Raw genomic sequence first — 25,756 nt, 5'->3', positions numbered from 1 at the left:
GGACGGATACATTCGGATGAGTGGAACAGAAAACCAGATGACGGGCGCCGAAATCGTCCTCCAGGCCCTGAAGGACAACGGCGTCAAGCATATCTTCGGCTATCCCGGCGGCGCGGTGCTGCCGATCTATGACGAGATCTTCCAGCAGGACGAAATCCAGCACATCCTCGTGCGCCATGAGCAGGGCGCAGGACATGCTGCCGAAGGTTATGCGCGCTCGACCGGCAAGGTCGGCGTCATGCTCGTCACCTCCGGCCCCGGTGCGACCAACGCCGTCACGCCGCTGCAGGATGCCTTGATGGACTCGATCCCGCTCGTCTGCATCACCGGCCAGGTTCCGACGACGCTGATTGGCTCCGACGCCTTCCAGGAATGCGACACCGTCGGCATCACGCGGCCCTGCACCAAGCACAACTGGCTGGTCAAGGACGTGAACGATCTGGCGCGGATCATCCACGAAGCGTTCCGCGTCGCCCAGAGCGGCCGTCCGGGTCCGGTCGTCGTCGATGTACCGAAGGACATCCAGTTCGCCACCGGAACCTATGTTGCGCCGGCGATGGTTCCGGCGAAGCACAATTATCAGCCGAAGGTTCAGGGCGATCTCGCCCGCATCCGCGAAGCCATCGCCCTGTTGCAGGGCGCCCGGCGGCCGGTCATCTATTCCGGCGGCGGCGTCATCAATTCCGGGCCGGAAGCCGCCCATCTGCTGCGGGAGCTTGTCGAACTCACCGGCTTTCCGATCACCTCCACCCTGATGGGCCTCGGCGCCTATCCGGCCTCGGGCAAGAACTGGCTCGGCATGCTTGGCATGCACGGCACCTACGAGGCCAACATGGCGATGCACGACTGCGACGTCATGCTCTGCGTCGGCGCCCGCTTCGACGACCGCATCACCGGCCGCCTCAACGCATTCTCTCCGAACTCGAAGAAGATCCACATCGACATCGACCCGTCCTCGATCAACAAGAACGTGCGTGTCGACGTGCCGATCCTCGGCGATGTCGGCCGCGTCCTGGAGGACATGGTCCGGCTCTGGCGCGCCGGTGCGCAGACCGCCGGCAAGGAACAGCTCGCCGACTGGTGGGCGTCGATCGCCAAGTGGCGCGCGCGCAATTCGCTGGCCTACAAGCCGAGAGACGACGTCATCATGCCCCAATATGCGATCCAGCGTCTGTATGAGTTGACCAAGCACCGCGACACCTACATCACCACCGAGGTCGGCCAGCACCAGATGTGGGCGGCGCAGTTCTTCGGCTTCGAGCAGCCGAACCGGTGGATGACCTCCGGCGGCCTCGGTACGATGGGCTACGGACTGCCGGCCGCGTTCGGCGTGCAGATCGCCCATCCGGACGCGCTGGTCATCGATATCGCCGGTGACGCCTCGATCCAGATGTGCATCCAGGAGATGTCGGCGGCGATCCAGTACGAGGCGCCGATCAAGATCTTCATCCTCAACAACCAGTACATGGGCATGGTGCGCCAGTGGCAGCAGCTGCTGCATGGCAACCGGCTGTCGCATTCCTACACGGAAGCGATGCCGGACTTCGTCAAGCTCGCTGAGGCCTATGGCGCGGTCGGCCTGCGCTGTGAAAAACCCGGCGATCTGGACGGGGCGATCCAGGAGATGATCTCGGTCAAGAAGCCGGTGATCTTCGACTGCCGCGTCGCCAACCTCGCCAATTGCTTCCCGATGATCCCCTCAGGCAAGGCCCACAACGAGATGCTGTTGCCGGATGAAGCGACCGACGAGGCGGTGGCGAACGCCATCGACGCCCAGGGTCGTCAGCTGGTTTGATGAAAAGGCAGGAACACCGATCATGAGTGCACATCTTCAGCCGACCGGCTCGGCCTATTTCATCGCCGCGGAGACCCAGGTTTCGGAAAACCACACGCTTTCGGTGCTGGTCAGCAACGAGCCGGGCGTTCTTGCCCGGGTCATCGGCCTCTTCTCCGGCCGCGGCTACAACATCGAGAGCCTGACGGTGTCGGAGACCGAGCATCAGGCGCATCTGTCGCGCATCACCATCGTCACGCGCGGCACGCCGCACGTGCTCGAACAGATCAAGGCCCAGCTCGAGCGCATCGTGCCGGTCCACCGGGTGGTGGACCTGACGGTGCGGGCCAAGGATCTCGGTCACGAGCGTCCGCTTGAGCGGGAACTGGCCCTCGTGAAGGTCTCCGGTACCGGCGATCACCGCGTCGAGGCGCTGCGCCTGGCGGACGCCTTCCGGGCCTCGGTCATTGATGCCAACACCGAGCATTTCGTCTTCGAGATCACCGGCAAGGTGTCGAAGATCGACCAGTTCATCGCCATCATGAAGCCGCTCGGCCTCATCGAGGTCTGCCGCACCGGCATTGCCGCGATGAACCGCGGTCCGCAGGGGATGTAGGAATTTGGGGCCGGAAACGGCCCTAAATCATTTCCAGCGGGCGCTTTCGTGGCGGAGGCGGAAAGGCGGCGTCGAGTGCCGCCATATCTGCGGCCGTCAGCTTGAGGTCGGCGGCATTGCGGTTTTCTTCAACGCGCGCTGGTGATCGGGATTTCGGAATGGCGATGACGTTGTTGCGCGACAGGACGAAGGCGAGGGCGATCTGGGCGGCGGTGGCGCCATGACCGGCCGCAATCTGCGCAAGGGTCGGATGGCGCAGCAGCCGGCCCTCGTCGAGCGGTGAGTAGGCCATCGTCGGCATCCCACGGCGATCGCTCCAGGGAAGCAGATCGAACTCGATGCCGCGGCGGGCCAGATTGTAGAGCACCTGGTTCGTGGCGACGTGGCCGCCGCCCGGCACCGAAAGCAGTTCCTCCATGTCGTCCACGTCGAAGTTCGACACGCCCCAGGCGCCGATCTTGCCGTCCGCCTTGAGCCGGTCGAAGGCGGCAACCGTTTCCGCCAGCGGGTAGCCTCCCTGCCAGTGTAGCAGATAGAGGTCGATGCGGTCGGTGCCGAGCCGCCTCAGGCTCGCCTCGCAGGCGGCGATCGTGCCGTTGCGACTGGCGTTGGAGGGCAGCACCTTGCTGACGAGGAAGACTGTGTCGCGCCGCCCCCTGATCGCTTCGCCGACAACGGTCTCGGCGCCGCCCTCGGCATACATCTCGGCGGTGTCGATCAGCGTCATGCCGAGATCGATGCCGGTCTGAAGCGCGCGAACCTCGTCTGCGGCCGAGGCGCGGCTTTCGCCCATGTGCCAGGTTCCCTGGCCGAGGGCGGCGACGCGGCGACCATCGGGAAAGACTGCTTCCGGCAAGCTGTTCATCCGAGACTCCTAACGGCAATTCATCAACTCAACGAATGCCAGTATGACAAGATTTGTCTGGTGTTGCCATTCGCATGCCCTATCAAATGCCGTGCTCGAAACCGCGCCTGGAGGGCGACTTGCCGATCGAAATCTTTCTCGCACTCGTCGTCTTCGCCTTCACCACATCGATAACACCCGGTCCGAACAACATGATGCTGTTTGCCTCCGGCGTGAATTTCGGCTTCGTGCGCACTATCCCGCACATGATCGGCATCGGCGCGGGATTCCTGACGCTGCTTTTGGCGGTGGGGTTCGGGCTCGGAGCGATTCTGGAAACGGTGCCGCTGCTTTATGTGACCTTGAAATTCCTCGGTGGGGCTTATCTGGTCTGGATCGCCTGGAAGATCGCGACCTCCGACACGCTGAACGATGGCGAGGCCGGCGGACGGCCGATGACCTTCCTCGAGGCGGCCGCCTTCCAATTGGTCAATCCCAAGGCCTGGGTAATGGCGGTCTCGGCCATGGCGACCTACACGACGCAGGCCAATTATACGGCGAGCGTCCTTCTCGTCGGTGTCGCCTTCGCGCTCGTCAACGTTCCCAGCGTTTCGACCTGGGCCGGATTCGGTTCGGTCTTTCGGGAGTGGCTGTCGGTGCCGGCCAGACTCAAGGTCTTCAACGTGACGATGGCGCTGCTTCTGGTGGCAAGCCTCTGGCCGATGCTGCGCTAAGCTGGCCTGGCAGCGTTTTCACGCTTCCTCCATCTGGCGGTAGCATTCGTCGGCGACCGCGCGAAGCGCGTCGGCAGAGATCTCGCCCGTGACGGCATAACCGACCGGCCCGTCGATCCAGTAGAAGGTGCGAACGGGGCCTTCCGCATCCAGACGGAAGCTCGTTTCGCGGTTCTCCGCGTTGCGGCCGATCATCATCGTCAGCCGCTGGCCGTTGGCATTCTGGTACATCAGCAGCGCACCGGCCTTGCCGCCCACCGGCACGAGCCGCCCGCCGATGAGACTGTAACCGAGCACCGAGAGGTCCGGCAGACGCAGCCGATAGTCGAGGCGCTTGCCGAGCCAGGCGGCAAGATGCTCCTGCTGATCGGCACCCACCTCGACGGGATGACGGACCTCGCTTGTGTAGATCAGGAAGGCGGAGCGGGCTTCGCCGGCAAAGCCGGCGGTTGCGGCAACGGGTGCGGGAGACATGGCAATCTGCAGGCGGCCGGCTTCATAACCGCCGGCGAAGAGCAGCAAGGCAGCGGCCGCTGCCGCTGTCGGACGCAGCAGCCGCGTCAAGAACGCCGAAAACTTCGGCTGCAGCATCCGCCGGTCCTCGCCACGCGAAACAAAATCGGCCGAGAACGCGTCGCGAATGCGTTCGTTCTGCATGGTCCAGCTTGCGACCCGCTCGGCGTCCTGGGAGTGAAGGTCAAGCCAGCTCTCGACTTCGGCGCGACGCCCCGCGTCCAGCAGGCCGTCCACATAGGCGTGCAAGTCGTTTTCGCCAACCATGCTCTTTGCTTCGCTCATTTAGGTCTCCTGAGGGCGACGATGTTGTCCTTCGCCAGCCGCTCGGCGAGTTGATGCCGGGCCCGGGACAGCCGCGACATGACGGTTCCGATCGGGATTGTCAGGAGGTCAGCCGCCTCCTGATAGCTGTAGCCTTCGACCACGACCAGCATGAGCGTGGTCCGGTAATCCGGGGACAGCGTCTCCAGCGCGGCGCGGATGCGCGCACGCTCCAAAGGATCGCCGATCTGGTCCGGTTGGACCACCTGCTCGGCCTCCTCTATCGCAGCTGTCGGCCGGCGGATCGTCTGGCGATGCCGATTGCGATAGAGATTGGTCATGATGGTGAAGGCCCAACCACGCAGATTGGTGCCGCGCCATTGCCCGCGGCGGGTCAAAGCCGTCTCGACGCAATCCTGCAGCAGGTCTTCACCGTCGGCGTCGGAACGCGACAGACTGTGCGAGTAGCGCCGCAAGCCCGGTACGAGCGCGAGCAGGGCGCTCTCGAAGGTGGCCGGCGCCGCGGCGCCGGTCCCGATCTGCTCGCTGTTCTCGTCCGTGCCGAACCTGTTTGTGAAGTCAGGGCCTTGCGGCATTCCATTTGCCTCCCACACCGTCACCGGTGGTGTCGCCTTCCTTCTTGTCCTTGATCCAATAGTAGAGCGGCATGCCGTCCTTTGCCCACTGTTTCGTGCCGTCCTTGCGATCGATGACGGTGTAGGCACCCTCGGCTGCCGCATTGGCATCGGCCTTCAGCGGCGGCCAATTGACCGCACACTTTTCATAGCAATTCGACATGCCCTTGGCGTCTTCCATATAGATATAGAGCGTCATGCCGTTCTCTCCGGCGAGCACGTCGCCTTTCTCCGTCTTTACGGTCTTGACGGGAGCTGCGGCAAAAGCGGCCGTGGTGGCAACGGCGAAAGCGGCAATCGTGAGGGAGAGGGTTTTCATCGCGCTGGTTTCCTGTGTCGCGTGGATCTGGCCCGTCACTGCGGGAACAGCCATGAGACACCGGGGGGGCGCGTGATATTCCCGCTCCGGTGGAGAAAAGGCAATCGCCTACGCTCGCGCGAGCTAGGCGCGGTCGGCGACGAAGCGGGCGATGATTGGCCCGACCAGCGTGATGATCACAAGCCGCGCCGTCTGCAGCGCCATGACGAAGGAGATGTCGACATTGCTGGAGGCGGCGATGACGGCGATCGAATCCAGCCCACCCGGGCTTGTCGCCAGGTAAGCGGTCATCGGATCGATGCCGAGCATCCAGACGAGCAGCACGGCCAGCAGGCCGGAGAAGGCCAGCAGCGCGACGATGGAGAGGATCGTCGGCACAAATGCGCAGCGGGCGTGGCGAAGGATCTGACGCGTGAAGCCGAGGCCGATGTTCCAGCCGAGCAGGGCAAAGGAGATCGCCAGCAGCCATTGCGGCAGTTCGACGGCAAGCGCACCGGTGAGACTGAGCGCCGAGCCGACGGCGAAAGGTGCCAGGAACGCTCCGGCCGGGATTCGCAGACGACGACCGGCAAAGCCGCAGATGATGCCGACCGCAAGCGTCAGCGCGAAGTTTTGCGCGTCGAACGGGCCGAAAATTGTGTCCGATCGGTCGGAGATTGACTGATGCCCGCCGAAATGCGCGATCATGGTCGCGAGTGTCGCGACGAACGCCACCCGCATGTACTGCATGAAGGCGACAAGGCGGACATCGGCGCCATAGGCCCCTGCCATTAGGAGCATCGTCGAGGCGGCGCCGGCCGAGGAACCCCAGATGGCGGTTGTTCCGGGCAGGACACCTGCGCGGGTGATCATCCAGCCGCACAGCGTGCTCATGAAAATGACCGAAAGAACGATCGCCAGAAACAGCGGCCAGCGCACGGCGAAGGTGTCGACGAGGCTCGGCGACACCATGCCGGCGATCATCATGGCGAGCACGATCTGGACGACGAAGAAGAAGATGCCCGGCAAACGGATCGTCCCGCCGTTCATGCCGACGATCATGCCGACCAGCAACGGTCCCATCAACAACCCCGCCGGAACCTCGACAGCGTACAAGAAGGCGGTCAACGGCAAGGACAGGACAAGCAGCAGGAGCCACTGCGCCATTGCGGAAAGACGCCCGAAGCCGGAGGCCTCGATCGTCTCGGAAGGAGAGGGGGCGCTCACGGCGCGCATTCCGGGCGGCGGCTCATACGGCGTACATATGGCGAAGCCGGATGTCGCGCCAGCGCTATTTCTTGCCGTTTAGAAGCCCGCGTGGCGCACGCGGGAGATCGGGATAGGCTGCGCCAACGCTGATCTTTCGCCGGGAGGCGCTGTTTTCCTTGCATCGAGCGTCCGAATCCTGCCAAGTCCCCCACCATGGAATTCGCACCGCAACAGGACGAGGCGCTCAAGGCGGTCTCGCGATGGCTGAAGGAAGGCCGCTCGCCGCTGTTCCGGCTGTTCGGCTATGCCGGAACCGGAAAGACCACGCTTGCAAGGCATTTTGCCGAGCACGTGGACGGCGAGGTGCTGTTTGCCGCCTTCACCGGAAAGGCGGCACAGGTGCTTCGCTCAAAGGGAGCGAGCAACGCCCGCACGATCCACTCGCTGATCTACCGGCCGCGTGGCGAGGAGGAGGTCGAAGACGAGGAAACCGGCAAGACCTCGATTGCGCCGATGTTCTCCATCAACCGCCAGAGCCCGGTCGCAAAGGCCGCCCTGATCATCGTCGACGAGTGCTCGATGGTGGACGAGGCCCTTGGCAAGGACCTGATGAGTTTCGGCACGCCGATTCTCGTTCTCGGCGATCCCGGCCAGCTGCCGCCGGTCTCGGGAGGCGGTTTCTTTACAAACGAAGAACCCGACTATCTGCTCACCGACATCCATCGCCAGGCGCGCGACAACCCGATCATCCAGCTTGCCATGCAGGTGCGCGAAGGTAGGGAGATCATGCACGGTGACTGGGGCACGGCGAAGGTGATCCCCAAGAGCGAGGTGACGCAGTCGCTGGTTCTCGATGCGGATCAGGTGCTGGTCGGCACCAACAAGACGCGCCGGCGCTACAATACGCGATTGCGGGAATTGAAGGGATTTACGACGGACTACCCGCAATCGGGCGACAAGCTGGTCTGCCTGCGCAACGATCCGGCCAAGGGCCTGCTCAACGGCTCGCTGTGGCAGGTCATGACCTCGTCGAAGGAGACGGTGAAACCGGGCATCAACCTGATGATCCGTCCCGAGGACGACGACATGGACAGGGGCGCGGCGAAGATCAAGCTCCTGAAGGCCGCCTTCGAGAACGTCGAGGGCGAGATCCCCTGGTCGACGCGCAAACGCTACGACGAGTTCGACTACGGCTATGCCCTGACCGTGCACAAGGCGCAGGGCTCGCAATGGAACAACGTGGTGCTGTTCGATGAGAGCTGGGCGTTCCGCGACACGCGCGAGCGCTGGCTCTATACCGCGATCACCCGCGCCGCCGAGACCCTGACCATCGTTCGCTAGAGGTGCCTGCGGCGAGCAGCCGCTGCACATTCTTGCGCGTCACGCGTCAATTGCCGATGATGCCGAGCATGACGGCCTTGGCGACGGCTTGAAAGCGATTGTTGCCGTCGAACTTGCGAATGATGTCCCTCTCCATGACCTGCACCTGGCCGGCCTCGATCTCCAGCGCGCGGGCAATGCGGGTGGTCGGATACCCTTCGGCCATCAGGGTCAGGCAGCGCAGCTCGACGTCGGACAACTCTTCATGCTCGCCCGTGTCGTTCGATTCGTTCTCCTGCCCGGTGCCGAAATCGAGCAGTTCGCCGATCTGCTGCATCTGGCGGCGAATGGCGGATTGCTGCGCTGTCAGTTCGCGCTTGCGTGCGATCATCGCGTCGCGGAAAATCCTGTCGGCCTCTTGTTGACATCCGGCACCGCAAAGCGCCTCAAGCATTTCCTGAATGGCTGCCACCGGCATGCCGGTCTCGCGACAGGTGTTTACCAGCGCCATCTGCTGGATCTCGTTCGGACCATAGACGCGCATCGGGCCGACACGTGCGGCGGTCAGCAGGCCTTTTTCCTCGTAGAAATGCAGCGTGCGATGGGTGACTCCGAAGGCGTTCGCCATATCGGCGATCGCAAGCCGGCCCTCCGGGAGATCGTCCGGAAGGGGGGCGGCGGGCAGAAAGCGGATCGTACGCCCACCTGCCGCCATGCTTTTCCGTGACTCACGCGAGATCATGAAGACCACCTTGGCTGAAATGCCGGCATCGATATTCCCGTCTGTCTGCAGGATCGAGGCAGCGCTTGCTGCCAGAGCACTCAGCAGTCCTCGATCCGATGTCGATTTTCATCCCGTTCGCGAGGGCAGCTGTCGCCGCTGCCGTGCCCAACATTGCGGGATGCGACAAGACTAGACGCTGCGCGCGAGGTTTCAAACCCCTATATCTTGGGGTGCATGCGACTGCGCGTCTGGTTGTCGGCGCGTGCGGAATCGGACGTTGCTCCGTACTCTTGGCGCAGATTGCCGATACGACTTGCAGGGGCGAGGGGAGCCGTCGAGCTATCAAGGTGTGGCGACGGGGGGCAGGAATCAGCGACGCCACCCGAGGCGCGCAGCCGGTCCGTTTCGCGCAGGCATGTCATCAAGCTGGTCACTGTGCCCAATTGAGCCGCATGCTGATAGATCCGACCATTCGCGGAAAGAATTCGGCCGGCATAAGAGACGGCCTCATAAGTCGCTCCGACTTTGTCATCGAGCTCCCTGGCAGGAAAATGCTCCGCGTGGATCGTTGCGCCGCTCTCGTCATGCACCAGGCGCGCAAAAACGGCGTCGTTCTTGCTGCCGGCCTCGAGACGAAGGGTGTAGAAAAGCGGGCCTGGCTGACCGTGCGCGAGTTCCGGCGCCAGGCGAACCGTCCGGTAGTAGCCTGCCGCATTTGCGATCGCCGCGGCGAAGCGGCGGCAGTTGCCGCCCCCATCCGGGCAGGATTCGATCCGCAGGCTCGGTAATGTCGTGCCGTGGTCAGGAGATGCTTCGATCGAAAAGCTGGCACCTGCCATTGAGGTGAGTGCGGTCTTTGGGGCGGTTGCCGGGGCGAGGACGAACAAGGGCAACAGGGTCAGAAGCGCCAGATGCGACGAGACCGGCGCGGGTTGTCTGCCGTGCCACCAGGGCCGTCGTTTCCGCGTGCGCTCCGACGCGACGTTGACCGGTGCCGGCTTCGCGGCCCCCCCGCTGCCCGCCGCCATCATTTCATACTCGGGAACATAGCTGCCCCTCGGAATGCGAATGCGAAGCGGTGCGTTCGCTCCTTCGCCCGCATAGTATTCTTCGAGCAGTTTTCTGAGCTTCCCCGCCTGGACGCGCACGATCGGGTCGCTGCCCGAATCGAAACCGGTCGGGCGTCCGAAGACGTCGATGCCAATCGTATACCCCTTGAGTTGGCCGGCCTTGCCCGCCAATTGGCGTTCGACCACATACTCCAGAAAAGCGCGCAGCCGTCCGGACCGTGAAAACACCCGGCTTGCAAGGATGTCTTTCACGCAGGCTTGGACCGTCTCGGCGGACACTTCGGAGCCTTTCACCGCGACATCGCCGCTGCGACCATGTTGCTGCTCATTCGTCGTCATTCATTAAAGGGGTGATAGGTGTTTGTCTTTGCACCGAACCTATCGGTGAAACTTCCGGGCACGCAAGTTGTTGTCTGGTCCCCAATGATCGAAAAGCAACTCGGTGTTGCTGCTGTGCTGCGGTGAACGCGAGCGGCGAACAAGGCGGGTCATCATCGTCGCAAGCGCCCGACCCCGCAAAAGCCTGATTGAACGATAGGAAACAACAGGCTAGACCTTGCCTCGGAGAACGAGAAAGGTGCTGCCATGGCTGCGAAACTGTCGGTCAATCTGAACGCGATCGCGATGTTGCGCAACCGGCGCGACCTGCCGTGGCCGAGCGTCACGGGTCTGGGTCGCATCGCTCTTGAAGCCGGCGCCAGCGGGCTCACGGTGCACCCGCGGCCCGACCAGCGCCACATACGATTTTCTGATCTCGGTCCGATCCGGACCCTGATCGATGGCGCCTTCCCCGGCGCCGAGTTCAATATGGAGGGCTTTCCGGAGGAGGGCTTTCTGCGGCTGGTCGAAGAGCATCGACCGGAACAGGTCACGCTGGTGCCGGATGATCCGTCGCAGGCGACCTCCGATCACGGCTGGGACTTCCAAAAGGATCGCGCGCTGTTGGAGAAGGTCGTCGGCCGCATCAAGCAGCTTGGGCTGCGGGTGTCGCTGTTTGCCGATGGCGATCCGGATCGCGAGGCATTGAAGATTGCCAGAGAGGTCGGCGCCGATCGAATAGAGCTCTACACCGGGCCCTATGGCGGCTGCTATGACGACCCGGCGCAGGCGGCGAGCCTGGCGGAGACGTTGGGCCAGACCGCAGAGATTGCCCTCGATCTCGGCCTCGACGTCAACGCCGGCCACGACCTGACCGTCGCCAACCTGCCCGCGCTGGTTACGCGCATCCCCGCACTGGCCGAGGTCTCGATCGGGCACGGCCTGACCGCGGACGCGCTGGTGTACGGGATGGCGGAAACGGTGCGCCGCTTCCGCCGCGCTTGCGGCCAGGACGCCTGAGCGGCCTGACTGACTAATTGCCTGCAGAGTGCGTTCCGATCAAATCGCGCAACGCGGTGGCTAATTGGGTTGCGGCCTCGCGTAGACGACCGCGAATCTCGGCGTGGCCGTCTTTCAGTCGTTGGCCAGAACCAGGCATCAGGCCGCCAATGTCGGGTGCGTATGCATCGCTTCCCCGAGGGCAAAGTCGACCGCCGCATTTGCGTGGATCGCGGTGGAGTCGAAGCCGGGGAGGGGAAGGGCGTCCGGATCCAGGATAAGACAGATCTCGGTGCAGCCCAGGATGACACTGTCGGCTCCGTCGGTTTTTGCCTTTTCGATGATGCCGAACAGCCGGTCTCTTGATTCATTCAGGATCCTGCCGGCACAAAGCTCCTGAAATATAACGTCGTGAACTGCCTCACGATCGTCGGCTTCCGGCACGATGGCGCTGAGACCGTTGCGTGCCATCTGCTCCGTGTAGAAGCCGTGCTCCATCGTGTAGCGGGTGGCCAGCAACAGGGGCCGCTGCTTGCCGGCAGCCTTCAGCGCTTTCGCCGTTTCATCGATGATGTTGATGACCGGGACGGTCACGGCGGATTGAACGGTGCCGGCGACCAGATGCATCGTGTTCGTGCAGATCAGCGCGCAGCTTGCCCCGGCGTTCTCCAGGTGCTTGGCAACGCGACCGAGGCGTTCCCCGGCGAGGTCCCAGCGGCCCGCCTTCTGCAGGTCGACGATGCCCTGGAAATCGACGGAATGGAGGACGATCTCGGCGGAGTGCAGTGCGCCGCGCCGTTCGCGTACGGCCTCGTTGATAATGCGGTAGTAGACCGCCGTGCTCTCAAAACTCATGCCGCCGATGAGACCGATCGTCTTCATATGTCCTGCTCCCCGCTGCCAAATCGTATTGAAGCGCAATATGCACCGGGCGCGACGGCAATTGTTCGCGAAATGCGGCGGCGAACTTCATGAATGCGCGTAATTTTTATTGCAGATAGGATGTTTTGCGCGAAATATTCGCGCAACTCTCGTACTCAGTCGGAGCTGAACCCATGATTCTCGATGAGCGTGATACGAAGATCTTGTCGCTGCTGCAGGCGGATGCCGGTGTTCCGGTCGCGGAACTGGCCGAGCGGGTGAACCTGTCGCTGTCGGCTTGCGCCCGGCGTATTCAAAGGCTTGAGGAGAGCGGACACATCACCGGACGCGTCGCCGTTCTCGACCGTGAAAAGATGGGTGTGCCGACGACGGTTTTTGCGCTGATCAAGACGGCGCACCATAGCGACGAGTGGATCGAGCTCTTTCGCAAGGCCATCAGCGGTATTGCCGAGATAGTCGAGGCGCACCGGCTGACCGGCAACTACGACTACATCCTGAAGATCGTCCTGCCGCGGGTGGAACACTACGACGTCATCTACAAGGAAATTGTGCGAAAGGTCGAACTGTTCGACGTGTCGGCGTCGATCTCCATGGAAGTGCTCAAAAGCGGAAATGCTGTTCCCGTCGCTTACGCGAGGTAGCATTACCATCCGCGGGCCGAAAAAACAGGCAACAAAAAAGGCCGGGAACCCGGCCTTTCGTCTCTCCTGCCGCTGCCAGTACATCCTTGGTCAACGGCGGAAATCACCTCAAGGGTGATTATGCTGCTTCCAGCTGGTCGGCCGACATCTTGCCCGACTTGCGGTCGCGGACGAGCTCGTAGCTGACCTTCTGGCCGTCGTTCAGGCCTGCGAGGCCCGCACGCTGAACGGCAGAGATGTGCACGAATACATCCGGCTCGCCGCTATCGGGAGCGATGAAACCGTAACCCTTGGTGGTGTTGAACCATTTGACAGTACCAGTTGCCATGACGAAACCTTTCCTCGGCAAATCATAATCGGATAACCGGCCAAACCGACCGATGATCCAGCTTGGTCGAATTTGAAGGGGAAGTTCGTCAACATGCGCCGGGAGCGCGAAGCAAAAGTCGTCGTTCAAATCTCGATCGCCGTCACATAGGCGATCTGGTGGAAAAGGTCAAGATCAGCAAAGCGGTCTTCAGCCATGGGCGTGCACTTCCTTTTTGAACCTGCGTCGCGGCCGATGAGAAGGGGGGCGCACCGCCGCGACATCATGCGCGACGGTGCGCCAAAAACGTTCCGGCCGTCAATGAAGTGGCGGCGCGGCGCTCACGCGTCACGAAGACTGTCTCGGTCAATCCCTCCTGAAGACGGCGTTTGCGGATCAAGACACCCATCACGCGCGCGGCGGTGGAGAACGTCATGGCATCGAGCGGGCCCTCGCCGTCCCAGGGTTTGGTCAGTCGCTCGGTCACGATTTCCTTGACGGTCTTGGGAACGATGTCGGTGCAGTCGCGCAGGGCGTCGAAAACCGTGCTGATCGGGACCAGCATGCCGTCGTGCATAACGGATGGCTCGGCCTCGCCAACCTTCCAGTCGTCGAAGGCGTCGATTGCATCGCGAAACAGGTGTTGCAGGGTGATGGAAGCGTGTCCTTCGTGAAGGTCAGGCAGGAAATTCATCATTTTCTGTCTCCTTGGCGTCGGTGGTGGCTGCGTACTCCTGCAGCGGCATGCCGCACGATTTCGCGAACTCGCAATCGCACTGCAGCCTCACCAATTCTATCGAGTTGAAATGTCTTGGGAAGAGGAAAATGATGCGCGAACATGCGCTGTTGCGCGGCAGATTGGCAATTTTGTTTCAATTCAAACGGTTGAGGTGGTCTGTGCATGTTGTGATTCATACGCTTCTTTCGATGATGTTCCGGTCGGAATCGATGTTCACGTTCCAGAATCAACCCTGCTGCGGAGATCGCACAAGCAGTCGGGTGATGGCTCCAAGCCTTGCATGGCGTTCCACGTCGCCGGCGGCGTCACTGCGAATGGCGGCCAAACCGGCGGCATGCTTCGCTGGGCGACATACCTTCCATCGAATCCACCATATTCATGCCGCCGCAGTGTGCGACTGCTCCGATCGGCCGGTCGCTCTGGCCGGCAACGGCGCGAGCCAAAATTGCTGTTGACCGCTCGGGCCGGGATGGCCTAGAACGGTGCCGAACCGTACCGTACGGTACGCAAGGAGACGGCACGTGCAGACAGCCAGGGAGAGTGCAGGAGCGACGGAGCGGGTCGGCTTGACCGACCGCCAGAATGCCGTGCTCGAAAGCGCGCTCAATCTGCTCGTCGAGGGCGGCGAGAAGGCGGTGACCACCGCCGGCGTGGCTCGCGCCGCCAATTGCTCCAAGGAAAGCCTCTACAAATGGTTCGGCGACCGCGACGGTCTGCTGTCGGCAATGATCTCATACCAGGCGGGCAAGGTCCGCACCGTCGAGGTCGATGCGGCGGCGCTGACGGCCGACGGCCTGCACCGGCATCTTGCCGTCTTTGCGCACGATCTGCTCGATGTGCTGTCCGGCGATGTGTCGCTGGCGCTGAACCGTCTGGCGATCGGCCAGACGGTGGGCAAGACGAATCGGGGCGGGACTGGTCGCAGCGACGCGCCGACACTCGGGCGTCTGCTGGAGGAGCGTGGCCGGCGCCAGATCGGGCGTCGGGCGGCGATATTGCTGGAGGCCGGTCGCAGGGCAGGGCTGCTGGCCTTTGACGATGCCGACGAGGCCTACGGCACGCTGTATGGGCTGATCGTGACCGACGCGCATTTGCGGATGCTGCTCGGTGAGGATCCGAAGGCTCTGAAAAAGGAATTCGCCGGGCGGGCGGAACGGGCGGTGACGTCCTTCCTTGCGCTTTACGGCGTGGAAGCAACGGCGGACGCATAGGGCGTTCGCTCGAGGTAAACGGACAAGCAAGGGAAGGAAACATCGATGCGCGTCTATTACGATCGTGATGCCGATCTCAACCTCATCAAGGCCAAGAATGTTGCCATCGTCGGCTACGGCTCGCAGGGCCGCGCCCACGCGATGAACCTGAAGGATTCGGGCGCCAAGAACGTCGCGATCGCGCTGAAGGCCGGTTCGCCGACGATCAAGAAGGCCGAGGCCGACGGCTTCAAGGTGATGACGGTTGCCGAAGCCGCCAAGTGGGCCGACCTCCTGATGATGGCGACCCCGGACGAGCTGCAGGCCGACATCTACAAGGCCGACATCGCCGGCAACATCCGTGACGGCGCGGCAATCGCGTTTGCCCACGGCCTCAACGTCCATTTCGGCCTGATCGAGCCGAAGGCCTCGGTCGACGTCGTCATGATCGCGCCGAAGGGCCCGGGCCACACGGTTCGCGGCGAATACCAGAAGGGCGGCGGCGTTCCCTGCCTCGTCGCCGTTCACCAGAACGCTTCCGGCAACGCCCTTGACCTGGCGCTCTCCTACGCCTGCGGCGTTGGCGGCGGCCGTTCGGGCATCATCGAGACCAACTTCAAGGAAGAGTGCGAAACCGACCTGTTCGGCGAGCAGGTCGTCCTCTGCGGCGGTCTCGTCGAGCTGATCCGCGCCGGCTTCGAGACGCTGGTGGAAGCCGGCTACGCGCCGGAAATGGCCTATTTCGAGTGCCTGCACGAAGTGAAGTTGATCGTCGACCTGATCTATGAAGGCGGCATCGCCAACATGAACTACTCGATCTCCAACACCGCCGAGTGGGGCGAGTACGTCACCGGCCCGCGCATCATCACCGACGAGACCAAGGCCGAGATGAAGCGCGTCCTGAAGGACATCCAGACCGGCAAGTTCACCTCCGAGTGGATGCAGGAATGGAAGGCCGGCGGCGCACGCTTCAAGGGCATTCGCCGCAACAATGATGCCCACCAGATCGAGGAAGTCGGCGCCAAGCTGCGCGGCATGATGCCCTGGATCGGCAAGAACAAGCTGGTCGACAAGGCCGTCAACTAAGCACTCGATCGGGCGCCGCTTCGCCCTGTCGCAGCGGTTGGGGCGAGTGCGAACGGCGGCGCCTTCGACGCTGCTCAATGACGAAGAGGCCGGGACACGTTCCCGGCTTCTTCTTTTCCGGTGCGGATCGTCGTCGCGGTGACACGGTCGAAAATCGGCTCGTCGCACCATCACCTGCGCCGGCGGTTCGATCAAGCACCGTGATCGACGCGCAGGGCTATCTCTCGGATCTGCCGGGAAAAATGGCCGTTGCAATCATTGCGCGAAGGGAACACTATTTACCCAATGTCGTTTCACGATCGGGGAGGATAGTGTGATGGCAACGTTTTTCTACCATTTCGCCTGGTTCGATGTGGTGATCCTGAGTGCAATCGTCGCGCTCGTGCTGGCAAGTGCCTATGGCGGGGAAGGCAAGGCCTGAAACGGGCCGCCGTCGGACCGTTCTTGAACGGCGCCGGCGGCGCTCGACTTCCCTTCGGCGACAATCGCCCCGCGTGCGCCGGCGCGCAGGGCTTGAATGGTCGCGGCGAGCGGATCCTGCCGTCGGTATCGACGACGGCAACCGCCGTCGTCGCTCCAGATAGCAGTTATGGCCTCAGGTCTGGCCGGCCATCACGTCTCGGCCACGACCAGCTTGCGATACAGATGCCAGGTGGCGTGGCCGAGGATCGGCATCATGACCGCGAGACCGGCGAAGACCGGGATCGTGCCGATAACCAGGCAAATGGCCACGATCAGCCCCCAGAAGGCGACCGGGATCGGGTTGGTCATGGTCGCGCGCAGCGATGTTTCGATGGCTGAAACCGCACCGACGTCGCGATCGAGCAGCAGCGGAAAGGCGACGACCGTCGTGGCGAGGACGATAACGGCAAAACAGAAGCCGATGAGATTGCCGAGGACGATCAGCGTCCATCCGGCGGTGGTGCCGAAGATCTGGGACAAAAACACCGAGAGCGAGTCCGGCGGTTGCGGGCTGAAGAGGCTTGCGTAGAGATATTGCGCAACGAGGATCCAGGTGATGAACAGCGCGAAAAGAAAGGCGCCGACGGCCAGTATCGCCGGCAGGGCAGGAGAATCCCGGACCTCGAGCGCGTGCTGCCAGGAACTGTCGAGACCGGCTTCCCGGCGGCGGCTGACCTCATACAGGCCTAAAGCAAGGACGGGCCCGAGCAGCGCGAACCCGGCCATCAGCGGAAAGATGATCGGCAGGAGATTGGCCCCGGAACTCCAGGTGATGAGGGCCACGCCGGATATGGGAAATATCAGGCATAGAAAAACGTAGTGCGACGGCTTTTCGCGAAAGTCGTCCAACCCCAACCAGAACGCATCCCAGACCTCGCCGATGCCGATCTTGCGGACCTTGGGTTGGGTGGCTCCATGGTGTGCGCCCGACATCACATGAAATGTTGCCATACTCAGTCCTCCTTGCCGGTTGAGCCGTCAGGGCCGCCGTGGGGAAGCCATGCGTCGCCACACGGAGGTCTTTTAGGTGTCGCTAAACCATAACATCGTTGCACCGAGTTGTCCTGCCCCTTGACTCCGGGGCATTGCGAACGCACATCGCTGCATTATGAAAGCGTCTGAAGCAGATATTCTCATCGTGCCCGGCTACACGAACTCCGGGCCTGATCACTGGCAAAGCCGGTGGCAGGCGAGGCTTTCCACCGCGCGCCGCGTCGAACAGGCGGAGTGGGCCAAGCCGGTGAGGGAAGACTGGGTGCGCCGCGTCGTCGAAGAAGTCGAGGCGGCCGAGAAGCCGGTGGTGATCGTCGCCCATTCGCTCGGCGTCGCAACCGCGATCCACGCCGTGCCGGCGGTGGGCCACAAGATCGTCGGCGCGTTTCTGGTCGCGCCTCCCGACGTGGCCAATCCCGCCATTCGACCAAAGCACCTTATGACATTCGGCCCCTATCCGCGCGATCCGCTTCCATTTCCTTCGCTGATGGTGGCGAGCCGCAACGACGCGTTCGGCAGCTTCGAGCACGCGGAAGACATAGCGAATGCCTGGGGATCGTTGCTCGTCGACGCGGGCCAGTCGGGACACATCAACACCGAATCCGGTCATGGCCCCTGGCCGGAAGGCGGCATGGTGTTTGCGCAGTTCCTCGGCCGCCTGAAGGTTTGAGGCCTGTCGTCGCCGCAAACACGCGTGCGGGCGACTACAAATCCGAGTTGGCCACCGGCATTAATCGGAACTTCATCCAATTCTCAGAAGCTGACGCATGTATTCCGCATGCAGGCGCAGAGCACATGGGTTTATTGGCTGGTCAAGAGTTGAATTCGTGCAAGAGCGATGCGCTGGGCATGTTGGCCCGACTGTCGCCGTTTGGCCTCGGAAGCGTCGATCGATCGCTCAAATTCACCGCGGCCAATCCGGCCCTGCTGGAGATGCTCCGCGTCGCCAACCTCGCGGATCTGCCCTCACTTGTTCAGATTGCGCATGGCGACGACAGCCGCATCCTTGCCGAGGCGCTGGCCGCGGCGGATGCCGGACAAGTCTCGTCTGGGCCGCTGGAGCTTCGTCTCCGGCGCAATGACGACACATCGTTCTGGTCCCTGCTGTCGATTGTCCGTCACGGCGACGGCGAGGATATTCTACTCGGCCTGCACATCGTCGATATCGATGCGCGCAAGCGCCGTGAGCTCGATCTGGCCGATAGCGAAAGCCGATGGAACCATGCGCTTGAGAGCTCGGGCCAGGGGGTGTGGGACCACGACTTCGCGAAGGGCGAGATGTTCTATTCCCGCCAGTGGAAAGCGATTCGCGGACTGGCGCCGGACGAAGCGGTCGACGGAACGCTCGAAGCCTGGATCGAGAGTGTTCACCCCGATGACCGCGAGCGGGTGATCGCCGAAATCAGCAGGCAGGAAAGCGCCGAGGCGGTCTTCAACGTCTTTTCATATCGCGAGCGCCATCGGAACGGCCAGTGGATCTGGATCGAAAGTCGGGGGGCGGTGGTCGAGTACGGATCGGACGGCAGACCGTCGCGGATTGCCGGAACAGACACCGATATCACCGAGCGAAAGACCGCCGAAGAGCGACTTGCACAACTGTCGCGACGGCTGGAACTGGCGCTTGATATCTCGCGCATCGGTGTGTTCGAGGTCGATCTCGACACGCAAACCGTCAGTTGGGACGAACGCGTGCGGGAGATGTACGGCAAGGGGGGCAAACCTGTCGGCCGCACGGATTGGGAGGATTCGGTCCACCCGGACGATCGGCAATCGGCGCTCGCCGTCGTGGCGCGGTCGGTTGCGGATGGTGCGCCATACAGTCATGCCTTCCGGATCGTGCGGGGCGAAGGCGAGATACGCTACATCCGCGCCCGGGGTGCGCCATTCGTGGACGTCAACGGTGTGTCGCGGCTGATCGGCGCAAACTGGGATGTTACCGAAGACGTTTTGCTGCAGCAGGAGCTGCAACGCGCCAAGGATCTCGCCGAAGCCCGCAGCGCCGCGCTGGAGGAGGCGAGGGCGCGGATCGAGTACACCGCGCTGCACGACCATCTGACCGGCCTGCCGAACCGGCGCTATCTCGATTCGGCGCTGGAGGAGCGCGCGCAAGCCGCCGCGCAGACCGGAACGCGCCTGTCGGTCCTTCACATCGACCTCGATCGCTTCAAGGAGATCAACGACACGCTCGGTCACACGGCCGGTGACCAAATGTTATCGCACGCCGCCGGCGTCCTGACCTCGCAGATGGGCCCCGATGACTTCGTTGCCCGGATTGGCGGGGACGAGTTCGTCTTTCTGGCGTGTGGATCGCCCAAGCGCCATCTTGCGGAACTCGCCGATCGCATCGTGGCGGCCATGTGCAAACCGGTGATGTTCCAGGGGCATGTCTGCCGCGTCGGGGCCAGCATCGGCATTGCCAGTGCTGCCGGCCGCTCGATCGATGGCAAGCAACTGCTTGTCGATGCCGATCTCGCCCTCTACCGGGCCAAGAACAACGGCCGCGGCCGCCATGAGTTCTTCACGCGCGAGTTTCAGGCGCAGATCGAGACCAGCCGGAAAAATGCCGACGAGATCATCGCGGCACTCGAGCAACATCGGTTCGTTCCCTATTACCAGCCGCAGTTCTGCGCCCGCACACTGGATCTGGTCGGTGTCGAGACGTTGGCGCGCTGGGATCACCCCGAGCGCGGCATTCTGACACCTGATGCGTTCCTTCCGGTCGCCGAGGAAATCAACGCCGTCGCGGCGATCGATCGGCAGATCCTTGAGCGGGCCATTCGTGATCTCCAGGCATGGGATGGCGCCGGACTTGCGATTCCAAAGCTGTCCGTCAATGTTTCGTCCCGTCGGCTGCATGATCCCGAATTGGGCGTTTCCTTGCGGTCAATTCCGATCGAGCCCGGCCGTCTTTCGTTCGAGCTGCTGGAGTCGATCTTTCTGGATGAATGCGATCGCACCGTGCTCGACAACCTTGGGGAAATCCGCAAGCGCGGCATCGACATCGAGATTGACGACTTCGGCACCGGACACGCTTCGATCGTCGGGCTGATACGGCTCTTGCCCCGTCGGTTGAAGATCGATCGCCAGCTCGTCAAGCCGATCGTTCACTCGCAGGCACAGCGCCGGCTCGTCGGCACGATCATTGAGATCGGCCGCTCCCTGGATATCGCCGTCACGGCCGAGGGCGCCGAGACAATCGCCCATGTGCAGATGTTGCGCGACATGGGATGCGACACCCTGCAGGGCTACGCGCTGGCCCGGCCGATGCCGGCCACGGCCGTTCCTGATTTTGTGCGCGCGCAGTGCTGGCGCGAGGGTTTCGCCACCGCACGCGACCTTCACGAACGGTTGAAGCGGACACTCGGCGGCTGAACGGGAGGGCGCGAGTGCCCTTGCCGCAGGCCTGCCGCAGTGATACGGCCTCGATGGAGAGCGCCGCTATAGGTCAGTATCATTGACTTAATTTGACCGGTGTGATTCTCTCCCTCATTACGAAATTCCGAGGAAGGTCCCCATGTTGCACTGGGAAGATATCTTTGCCACGCGTTCGTCCCGGATGAAGGCGTCGGAAATCCGCGAACTTCTGAAACTCCTGGACCGCCCGGACATCATCTCTTTTGCTGGCGGCATCCCCGACCCGGCGCTGTTTCCGGACCAGGACTTCAAGGCGGCATACGCCGACATCTTCTCCGGTAGTGCCGTGAACGCGGCGCTGCAGTACTCGGTCAGCGAGGGCTACAAGCCGCTGCGCGAGTGGATCGCAGGCCAGATGCGGAAGCTCGATGTCTCCTGTTCCGCCGACAACGTCTTCATCGTCTCGGGTTCGCAGCAGGGGCTGGACTACCTCGGCAAACTCTTTCTTTCTCCCGGCGACACGGCCCTTGTCACTTGGCCGACCTATCTCGGCGCGCTCCAGGCCTTCAACGCCTATGAGCCGAATTACGACCAGCTGACGCTGAACGGCAACCGCACACCGGAGGGCTACCGCCAGACGGCGAAGGAGGCCGGCGGCAAGGTCAAGTTTGCCTATCTTTCGGCCGATTTCTCCAACCCGACCGGCGAGACCGTCGACCGGGCGGGCCGCGAGAAGCTGATCGATCTCGCCGAGGAGCTGGATATCGCGATCATCGAGGACGCCGCCTACCAATCGCTGCGCTACGACGGCGAGGCGATCCCGCCGATCCTGGCGCTGGAACTGGCGCGCAAGGGCGGGGACATCAACGCCACGCGCACCATCTATTGCGGCAGCTTCTCCAAGACGCTTGCGCCGGGCCTGCGCGTCGGCTTCGTCGTCGCCAATGCAGACGTCATTCGCAAGCTCGTGCTGATGAAGCAGGCAGCCGACCTGCACTCCTCGACGATCAACCAGATGGCGATCGCTCACGTCGCCGAGCGCGGTTTCGAGGCCCAGGTCAAGAAGATCAAGGCCGCCTACAGCAAGCGGCGCGACGCAATGCTGGCGGCACTTGCCAGGTACATGCCTGCCGGCGTCAACTGGACGCGCCCGGAGGGGGGCATGTTCATCTGGGTGACGCTGCCCGAGGGAATGGACGGCGCGAACCTGCTGGCCAAGGCGATCGAGAGGAAGAAGGTCGCCTTCGTTCCGGGCAAGGCGTTCCACGCCGACGGCAGCGGTGCCAACACCCTCCGCATTTCCTTCTCCTGTGCCGACGAGAAGACGATCGACGAGGGCATTTCCCGCCTAGGCGCGCTGATCAGCGAGGAGTTGGCCTAAGCGCCAAATTGCATCGGAGACGTTGACTTCAACGGCAGCTCCGCGGGCGTCAAGAGCCCGGGGGGCGCGCGCCGGGAAGCCCGCCCGGCGCGGCGGCCGCGGAACAGCTCCAGCGGGCGGATGTCTGTAGGCTTTCCATTCGGCTGGCTGCGTATACACTCCGCTTCACTGCAACGGTTGTATCTTCATGTCTCTTCGCCTGGCCACCTTCAATGTGGAAAACCTCATGTCCCGGTTCGAGTCCGTCGGGTTTCGCAACCAGACGCGCCAGGATCGGGTGCTGCGCCTCTTCAAGATTCGCAGCGAGGCGGAGTACCAGCGGCTGGAGGAAGCGCGCACGATCGCTCTGACCGACGACGCCCGCCAGCAATCCGCGCTGGCGATCGCCGATGCCGACGCCGACATCCTCTGCCTGCAGGAGGTCGACAACATGGAGGCCTTGCAGGCCTTTGAGTATGGCTATCTCTTCAAGATGGTCGGCAACGGCTATCGGCAGCGCTATCTGATCGAGGGGAATGACAAGCGCGGCATCGACGTGGCGGTGCTGATGCGCGAGGAAACCCTTGACGGCCAGAAAATCGAATGCGTCGACGTGCGCAGCCACGCCGCTTTGACCTATCGTGACCTCGATCTCTATGGCCCCGAGCTTGCGCCGCTCATGCCGGACGATCGCATCTTCAAGCGCGATTGCCTGGAACTCGACCTCAGGATCGGCGGGCGGCCGCTGACCCTCTACGTCGTGCATTTCAAGTCGATGGGGCCGGGCAACGGCGGCCTCGACGGACGATCGGCCACCATGCCTGTGCGCACGGCCGAGGCGAGGGCGGTGCGTCGCATCATCGAGGACCGGTTCGGCGCGGGCAACACGGCCAACAAGCACTTTGCCATTTGCGGCGACATGAACGACTACCAGGAAAAACTCCTCGTCGAGGGCGACCGCCGCAATGGCTACACGTTCCGGCGGGTCGAGGAGGAACGGAGCGGCATCGATGCCTTTACCCGGGACGGCTTCGTCGAGAATCCGATGCTGCGCCGGGCCGAGGACGATCGCTGGACGCTTTTCCACAACATGGGACCGGATGACCGGCATCTTTGCCAGCTCGACTACATCCTGCTCTCGCCGGCGCTGTCGCGCCGCAACCACACAAGGGTTCCTGAGATCATTCGCGCCGGGCAGCCATACCGGACGACCTTTCCTCCGGGGCAGGCGGTCGAGCGCTATCCACGCATCGGCTGGGACCGGCCGAAGGCTTCCGACCATTGCCCGGTCGTCATGACGCTCGACATCTGACCCTCCGAAACGCCCAAGAGGCTTGGCTGAAATGCAGGAAGGGGGGCGCTGTCTTGCCGCAGTGTATTGCGCGCCCGAGCGCGCCGTATGCCGTGTTCCGTTTAGCCCCGGCGGCAGGCCGCGATAAATGCAACACGACGCGCAGCCGCTGATCTGCGCTGGTTCTCCGCGCCGGGACATCGGTGATTTGCCCTTGCCGCGAGCGGAAAGCTCGTGCAGTTTGCCGGGCACTATGAACTTCGCAGGAGCAATTGGTGTCGCGCCGATACGCCATTTATGACGTCTTCACCGACCGGCGGCTTGCAGGCAACCCGCTGGCCGTCGTGTTCGATGCCGATGGGCTGGACGGTGCTCAGTTGCAGGCGATCGCCAGCGAGTTCAACCTGTCCGAAACGGTTTTCGTGCAGCGGGCGGTCAATCCGGCCCATACTGCGAAGCTGCGCATCTTCACGCCCGGCTACGAACTGCCTTTTGCCGGTCATCCAACGGTCGGCGCCGCCATCGCGATCGCGGAGATGCAGAACGGCGGCGACGCCAGGCCGCTCGATTTCGTCAGTGTCCTGGAGGAGAAGATCGGCCCGGTACGCTGCGCGGTGAAGATCCCGGCAACCGGAGCCTCCTTCGCCGAGTTCGACCTGCCGCGCAAGTCCGTGCACCTCGACGCCGTCCTGGAGCGCCAGAGCATCGCCGAAGCGTTCGGACTGAAACCGACGCAGATCGGCTTCGAGAACCATGTTCCGTCGCTGTGGAGCGCCGGCGTCGCGTTCGTGATGGTACCGGTCCACGATCTTCTCGCCGCGTCGGCGGCTGAGTTTGATCCGGTGGTATGGCAGCGCTGCGTTCCGTTCGCCGAGGGGCGGCTCGCGTCAGCCTATCTCTATTGCCGCGGCGGGGTCAATCACCTTGCCCGATTCCACGCGCGCATGTTTGCCCCCGAGATGGGAATATCGGAAGACCCGGCAACCGGGGCGGCCGTGGCCGCGCTGTCCGGTGCGATCCACTTCTTCGACCAGATGGTCGACGGCCATCATCCGATCCTCGTCGAACAGGGGGTCGAGATGGGCCGCCCCTCGCTGATCCATCTGCATCTCGACATTGCCGCAGGGCAGATCGCCGGAGCGCGCATCGGCGGACAGGCAATTCGCACCGCCTCCGGTATTTTGGACGTGTAGGGCGGGGTTCCCCGCGGGCGCGGCCCAACGGCTGGCCGGGCCGGTTTCAGCGCCAATTCAATCTCTTGCCAGGTCGCCGCGCCGCGTCATGCCATGCCATCCGCAGCGAAAAACACGCCGCCGGCAGGCGTCGTCAAAAAAATGGTGCTGTGCGAAGGAAAAATTCAGCGAGTGGCTAGACAAGCCCGGCCAAGCCCATTATACGCCGCACCAGACCGCAGCGACGCGGTCCTGGACGGGTGATTAGCTCAGTTGGTAGAGCAGCTGACTCTTAATCAGCGGGTCCACGGTTCGAGCCCGTGATCACCCACCAGACTTTCCTTGATGGAAACAGTCAGTTATGCTGACAAGTTAAGTGGCAGGCAAGGCCCAGCCTGCCCAAAATCACCAGCAAGTCACTGGATTTTGTTGCCAGCTTTTCGTCGTGGTTTCGGACGCTCGTCAGCAATGTGTGGGTAATCCGCAGCATCGTTGATGCAGCTGTGTCGCCGTCGCTTCAAAAGAGGCTGGCATGGAGGATTCGAATCATTTGCTCTCCACCCGGCCAGCCATTCCGGAAGGCGAATTGAATGAACAGCCACGAGGGGCGATCCCCAGGCTGCAAGCGATCACGCCCGTGCGTACCCTCGGTGACTCAACCATCCTCGTACGATCAGGACGATGGCCATGATCGAAGAGAAGACGACAAGTGGCCACGCGGTGTCGCCCGCCGATGCTCACGACGAGGCTCTGCACGCAGAAATGCAGCGCCACCGCCGATCCGGCGATGTTCCCGAACTTTTCCAGGGCCGCCCCCGTTCGCGCGGAGGATGCCGGAGTTTCCCCACCGCGCAACAAATCGCTTGGCGAACCGTGTCGTGACGATCATCAAGAACGCCGCCGTCGCAAAGGCCAAACTGAATTCCAGCTCCGAGAGCGCTTGGCCTAGTCGCGTGCGCGG

General features: G+C 62.9%; 24 protein-coding genes, 1 tRNA gene and 1 pseudogene. 14 read left to right on the top strand and 12 right to left on the bottom strand.

Features of this window, described 5'->3' with window-relative positions; genetic code table 11:
- Nucleotides 1–16 precede the first annotated feature (16 nt).
- The gene (locus JNC62_RS14600) at nucleotides 17–1,795 is read left to right on the top strand and encodes an acetolactate synthase 3 large subunit (protein WP_374839739.1); all 1,779 of its coding nucleotides are present in this window, start codon (nucleotides 17–19) and stop codon (nucleotides 1,793–1,795) included.
- Nucleotides 1,796–1,817: 22 nt separating this feature from the next.
- Nucleotides 1,818–2,390: an acetolactate synthase small subunit gene (gene ilvN, locus JNC62_RS14595; RefSeq protein WP_374839738.1), complete on the top strand. Its 573-nt coding sequence runs from the start codon at nucleotides 1,818–1,820 to the stop codon at nucleotides 2,388–2,390.
- 22 nt (nucleotides 2,391–2,412) lie between these two features.
- Here ilvN and JNC62_RS14590 read toward each other — a convergent pair whose 3' ends face one another.
- A complete protein-coding gene (locus JNC62_RS14590; RefSeq protein WP_374839737.1) occupies nucleotides 2,413–3,255 on the bottom strand; it encodes an aldo/keto reductase in 843 nt (280 codons plus the stop codon).
- A gap of 119 nt (nucleotides 3,256–3,374) precedes the next feature.
- On the opposite strand from JNC62_RS14590, the gene JNC62_RS14585 reads away from it, so the two are divergent.
- A complete protein-coding gene (locus tag JNC62_RS14585) occupies nucleotides 3,375–3,968 on the top strand; it encodes a LysE family translocator (protein WP_374839736.1) in 594 nt (197 codons plus the stop codon).
- Between the two features lie 18 nt (nucleotides 3,969–3,986).
- Here JNC62_RS14585 and JNC62_RS14580 read toward each other — a convergent pair whose 3' ends face one another.
- The 4 genes from JNC62_RS14580 to JNC62_RS14565 all read right to left on the bottom strand — a co-directional run bounded on the left by JNC62_RS14580 (nucleotide 3,987) and on the right by JNC62_RS14565 (nucleotide 6,845).
- Nucleotides 3,987–4,766, bottom strand: coding sequence for an anti-sigma factor family protein (locus JNC62_RS14580; RefSeq protein WP_374839735.1), 780 nt, complete (start codon nucleotides 4,764–4,766; stop codon nucleotides 3,987–3,989).
- Complete coding sequence (locus tag JNC62_RS14575; RefSeq protein WP_374839734.1) at nucleotides 4,763–5,341, bottom strand: RNA polymerase sigma factor; 579 nt, start codon at nucleotides 5,339–5,341, stop codon at nucleotides 4,763–4,765. The genes JNC62_RS14580 and JNC62_RS14575 overlap by 4 nt, the downstream gene beginning before the upstream one ends.
- Nucleotides 5,325–5,699, bottom strand: a complete 375-nt coding sequence (locus JNC62_RS14570) for a COG4315 family predicted lipoprotein (protein ID WP_374839733.1) — start codon at nucleotides 5,697–5,699, stop codon at nucleotides 5,325–5,327. Before JNC62_RS14570 ends, JNC62_RS14575 begins: the two co-directional genes overlap by 17 nt.
- Nucleotides 5,700–5,822: 123 nt before the next feature.
- A complete protein-coding gene (locus tag JNC62_RS14565) occupies nucleotides 5,823–6,845 on the bottom strand; it encodes an AbrB family protein (RefSeq protein ID WP_374839773.1) in 1,023 nt (340 codons plus the stop codon).
- A gap of 255 nt (nucleotides 6,846–7,100) precedes the next feature.
- Here JNC62_RS14565 and JNC62_RS14560 point away from each other — a divergent pair, with 255 nt between their 5' ends.
- Complete coding sequence (locus JNC62_RS14560; protein WP_374839732.1) at nucleotides 7,101–8,228, top strand: ATP-dependent DNA helicase; 1,128 nt, start codon at nucleotides 7,101–7,103, stop codon at nucleotides 8,226–8,228.
- A 46-nt stretch (nucleotides 8,229–8,274) separates the two neighbouring features.
- Here the strand turns inward: JNC62_RS14560 and JNC62_RS14555 are convergent, their stop codons facing one another.
- The gene (locus tag JNC62_RS14555; RefSeq protein WP_374839731.1) at nucleotides 8,275–8,922 is read right to left on the bottom strand and encodes a MerR family transcriptional regulator; all 648 of its coding nucleotides are present in this window, start codon (nucleotides 8,920–8,922) and stop codon (nucleotides 8,275–8,277) included.
- Nucleotides 8,923–9,149: 227 nt separating this feature from the next.
- Nucleotides 9,150–10,340, bottom strand: a complete 1,191-nt coding sequence (locus tag JNC62_RS14550; RefSeq protein ID WP_374839730.1) for a hypothetical protein — start codon at nucleotides 10,338–10,340, stop codon at nucleotides 9,150–9,152.
- 246 nt (nucleotides 10,341–10,586) lie between these two features.
- On the opposite strand from JNC62_RS14550, the gene JNC62_RS14545 reads away from it, so the two are divergent.
- Entirely contained in the window at nucleotides 10,587–11,339 is a 753-nt protein-coding gene (locus JNC62_RS14545) for a pyridoxine 5'-phosphate synthase (RefSeq protein ID WP_374839729.1), read from the top strand.
- A 138-nt stretch (nucleotides 11,340–11,477) separates the two neighbouring features.
- On the opposite strand, the gene JNC62_RS14540 is transcribed toward JNC62_RS14545, so the two are convergent.
- Complete coding sequence (locus tag JNC62_RS14540; protein ID WP_374839728.1) at nucleotides 11,478–12,200, bottom strand: aspartate/glutamate racemase family protein; 723 nt, start codon at nucleotides 12,198–12,200, stop codon at nucleotides 11,478–11,480.
- Nucleotides 12,201–12,376: 176 nt separating this feature from the next.
- Here JNC62_RS14540 and JNC62_RS14535 point away from each other — a divergent pair, with 176 nt between their 5' ends.
- On the top strand, nucleotides 12,377–12,841 hold the full coding sequence (locus tag JNC62_RS14535; protein ID WP_374839772.1) for an Lrp/AsnC family transcriptional regulator: 465 nt from the start codon (nucleotides 12,377–12,379) through the stop codon (nucleotides 12,839–12,841).
- 118 nt (nucleotides 12,842–12,959) lie between these two features.
- Here the strand turns inward: JNC62_RS14535 and JNC62_RS14530 are convergent, their stop codons facing one another.
- Nucleotides 12,960–13,169, bottom strand: a complete 210-nt coding sequence (locus tag JNC62_RS14530) for a cold-shock protein (protein ID WP_192245584.1) — start codon at nucleotides 13,167–13,169, stop codon at nucleotides 12,960–12,962.
- Nucleotides 13,170–13,431: 262 nt separating this feature from the next.
- Entirely contained in the window at nucleotides 13,432–13,845 is a 414-nt protein-coding gene (locus JNC62_RS14525; protein WP_374839727.1) for a BRA0787 family protein, read from the bottom strand.
- Between the two features lie 563 nt (nucleotides 13,846–14,408).
- Between JNC62_RS14525 and JNC62_RS14520 the strand changes: the two genes are divergently transcribed.
- Together JNC62_RS14520 and ilvC are read left to right on the top strand one after the other, a co-directional pair.
- Entirely contained in the window at nucleotides 14,409–15,098 is a 690-nt protein-coding gene (locus JNC62_RS14520) for a TetR/AcrR family transcriptional regulator C-terminal domain-containing protein (RefSeq protein WP_374839726.1), read from the top strand.
- A gap of 45 nt (nucleotides 15,099–15,143) precedes the next feature.
- Nucleotides 15,144–16,163: a ketol-acid reductoisomerase gene (ilvC, locus tag JNC62_RS14515; RefSeq protein WP_374839725.1), complete on the top strand. Its 1,020-nt coding sequence runs from the start codon at nucleotides 15,144–15,146 to the stop codon at nucleotides 16,161–16,163.
- A gap of 612 nt (nucleotides 16,164–16,775) precedes the next feature.
- Here the strand turns inward: ilvC and JNC62_RS14510 are convergent.
- Nucleotides 16,776–17,576 (bottom strand): DUF2189 domain-containing protein, encoded by an 801-nt coding sequence (locus JNC62_RS14510; RefSeq protein WP_374839724.1) that lies wholly within the window; start codon nucleotides 17,574–17,576, stop codon nucleotides 16,776–16,778.
- 157 nt (nucleotides 17,577–17,733) lie between these two features.
- Between JNC62_RS14510 and JNC62_RS14505 the strand changes: the two genes are divergently transcribed.
- The 6 genes from JNC62_RS14505 (at nucleotide 17,734) to JNC62_RS14480 (ending at nucleotide 25,129) form a co-directional block, all read left to right on the top strand.
- The gene (locus JNC62_RS14505; RefSeq protein ID WP_374839723.1) at nucleotides 17,734–18,288 is read left to right on the top strand and encodes an RBBP9/YdeN family alpha/beta hydrolase; all 555 of its coding nucleotides are present in this window, start codon (nucleotides 17,734–17,736) and stop codon (nucleotides 18,286–18,288) included.
- Nucleotides 18,289–18,467: 179 nt separating this feature from the next.
- Nucleotides 18,468–20,990, top strand: a complete 2,523-nt coding sequence (locus JNC62_RS14500; RefSeq protein ID WP_374839722.1) for a sensor domain-containing protein — start codon at nucleotides 18,468–18,470, stop codon at nucleotides 20,988–20,990.
- A gap of 142 nt (nucleotides 20,991–21,132) precedes the next feature.
- Nucleotides 21,133–22,353: an aminotransferase-like domain-containing protein gene (locus JNC62_RS14495; protein WP_374839721.1), complete on the top strand. Its 1,221-nt coding sequence runs from the start codon at nucleotides 21,133–21,135 to the stop codon at nucleotides 22,351–22,353.
- Between the two features lie 187 nt (nucleotides 22,354–22,540).
- Nucleotides 22,541–23,644: an endonuclease/exonuclease/phosphatase family protein gene (locus JNC62_RS14490; protein ID WP_374839720.1), complete on the top strand. Its 1,104-nt coding sequence runs from the start codon at nucleotides 22,541–22,543 to the stop codon at nucleotides 23,642–23,644.
- Between the two features lie 254 nt (nucleotides 23,645–23,898).
- Entirely contained in the window at nucleotides 23,899–24,816 is a 918-nt protein-coding gene (locus tag JNC62_RS14485) for a PhzF family protein (RefSeq protein WP_374839719.1), read from the top strand.
- Nucleotides 24,817–25,053: 237 nt separating this feature from the next.
- Nucleotides 25,054–25,129 (top strand) — tRNA-Lys (locus tag JNC62_RS14480).
- A 295-nt stretch (nucleotides 25,130–25,424) separates the two neighbouring features.
- Here the strand turns inward: JNC62_RS14480 and JNC62_RS14475 are convergent.
- A pseudogene (locus tag JNC62_RS14475) lies at nucleotides 25,425–25,756 on the bottom strand (CmlA/FloR family chloramphenicol efflux MFS transporter); the annotation flags it as partial.

Source organism: Mycoplana ramosa, assembly GCF_041930185.1.
GTDB lineage: Bacteria > Pseudomonadota > Alphaproteobacteria > Rhizobiales > Rhizobiaceae > Mycoplana > Mycoplana ramosa.
Note: the sequence above shows the minus strand (reverse complement) of the source record. Positions and strands in the feature narration are given on the sequence as shown.

Excerpts from the sequence above, each read along its gene's own strand:
- JNC62_RS14505 (WP_374839723.1), top strand. The coding sequence starts at position 17,734 with ATGAAAGCGTCTGAAGCAGATATTCTCATCGTGCCCGGCTACACGAAC.
- JNC62_RS14570 (WP_374839733.1), bottom strand. The coding sequence starts at position 5,699 with ATGAAAACCCTCTCCCTCACGATTGCCGCTTTCGCCGTTGCCACCACG.
- JNC62_RS14540 (WP_374839728.1), bottom strand. The coding sequence starts at position 12,200 with ATGAAGACGATCGGTCTCATCGGCGGCATGAGTTTTGAGAGCACGGCG.
- JNC62_RS14550 (WP_374839730.1), bottom strand. The coding sequence starts at position 10,340 with ATGACGACGAATGAGCAGCAACATGGTCGCAGCGGCGATGTCGCGGTG.
- JNC62_RS14525 (WP_374839727.1), bottom strand. The coding sequence starts at position 13,845 with ATGATGAATTTCCTGCCTGACCTTCACGAAGGACACGCTTCCATCACC.
- JNC62_RS14500 (WP_374839722.1), top strand. The coding sequence starts at position 18,468 with ATGTTGGCCCGACTGTCGCCGTTTGGCCTCGGAAGCGTCGATCGATCG.
- JNC62_RS14490 (WP_374839720.1), top strand. The coding sequence starts at position 22,541 with ATGTCTCTTCGCCTGGCCACCTTCAATGTGGAAAACCTCATGTCCCGG.
- JNC62_RS14495 (WP_374839721.1), top strand. The coding sequence starts at position 21,133 with ATGTTGCACTGGGAAGATATCTTTGCCACGCGTTCGTCCCGGATGAAG.
- JNC62_RS14575 (WP_374839734.1), bottom strand. The coding sequence starts at position 5,341 with ATGCCGCAAGGCCCTGACTTCACAAACAGGTTCGGCACGGACGAGAAC.
- ilvN (WP_374839738.1), top strand. The coding sequence starts at position 1,818 with ATGAGTGCACATCTTCAGCCGACCGGCTCGGCCTATTTCATCGCCGCG.
- JNC62_RS14580 (WP_374839735.1), bottom strand. The coding sequence starts at position 4,766 with ATGAGCGAAGCAAAGAGCATGGTTGGCGAAAACGACTTGCACGCCTAT.
- JNC62_RS14555 (WP_374839731.1), bottom strand. The coding sequence starts at position 8,922 with ATGGCGGCAGGTGGGCGTACGATCCGCTTTCTGCCCGCCGCCCCCCTT.
- JNC62_RS14530 (WP_192245584.1), bottom strand. The coding sequence starts at position 13,169 with ATGGCAACTGGTACTGTCAAATGGTTCAACACCACCAAGGGTTACGGT.
- JNC62_RS14545 (WP_374839729.1), top strand. The coding sequence starts at position 10,587 with ATGGCTGCGAAACTGTCGGTCAATCTGAACGCGATCGCGATGTTGCGC.
- JNC62_RS14590 (WP_374839737.1), bottom strand. The coding sequence starts at position 3,255 with ATGAACAGCTTGCCGGAAGCAGTCTTTCCCGATGGTCGCCGCGTCGCC.
- JNC62_RS14565 (WP_374839773.1), bottom strand. The coding sequence starts at position 6,845 with ATGGCGCAGTGGCTCCTGCTGCTTGTCCTGTCCTTGCCGTTGACCGCC.
- JNC62_RS14560 (WP_374839732.1), top strand. The coding sequence starts at position 7,101 with ATGGAATTCGCACCGCAACAGGACGAGGCGCTCAAGGCGGTCTCGCGA.
- JNC62_RS14600 (WP_374839739.1), top strand. The coding sequence starts at position 17 with ATGAGTGGAACAGAAAACCAGATGACGGGCGCCGAAATCGTCCTCCAG.
- JNC62_RS14510 (WP_374839724.1), bottom strand. The coding sequence starts at position 17,576 with ATGGCAACATTTCATGTGATGTCGGGCGCACACCATGGAGCCACCCAA.
- ilvC (WP_374839725.1), top strand. The coding sequence starts at position 15,144 with ATGCGCGTCTATTACGATCGTGATGCCGATCTCAACCTCATCAAGGCC.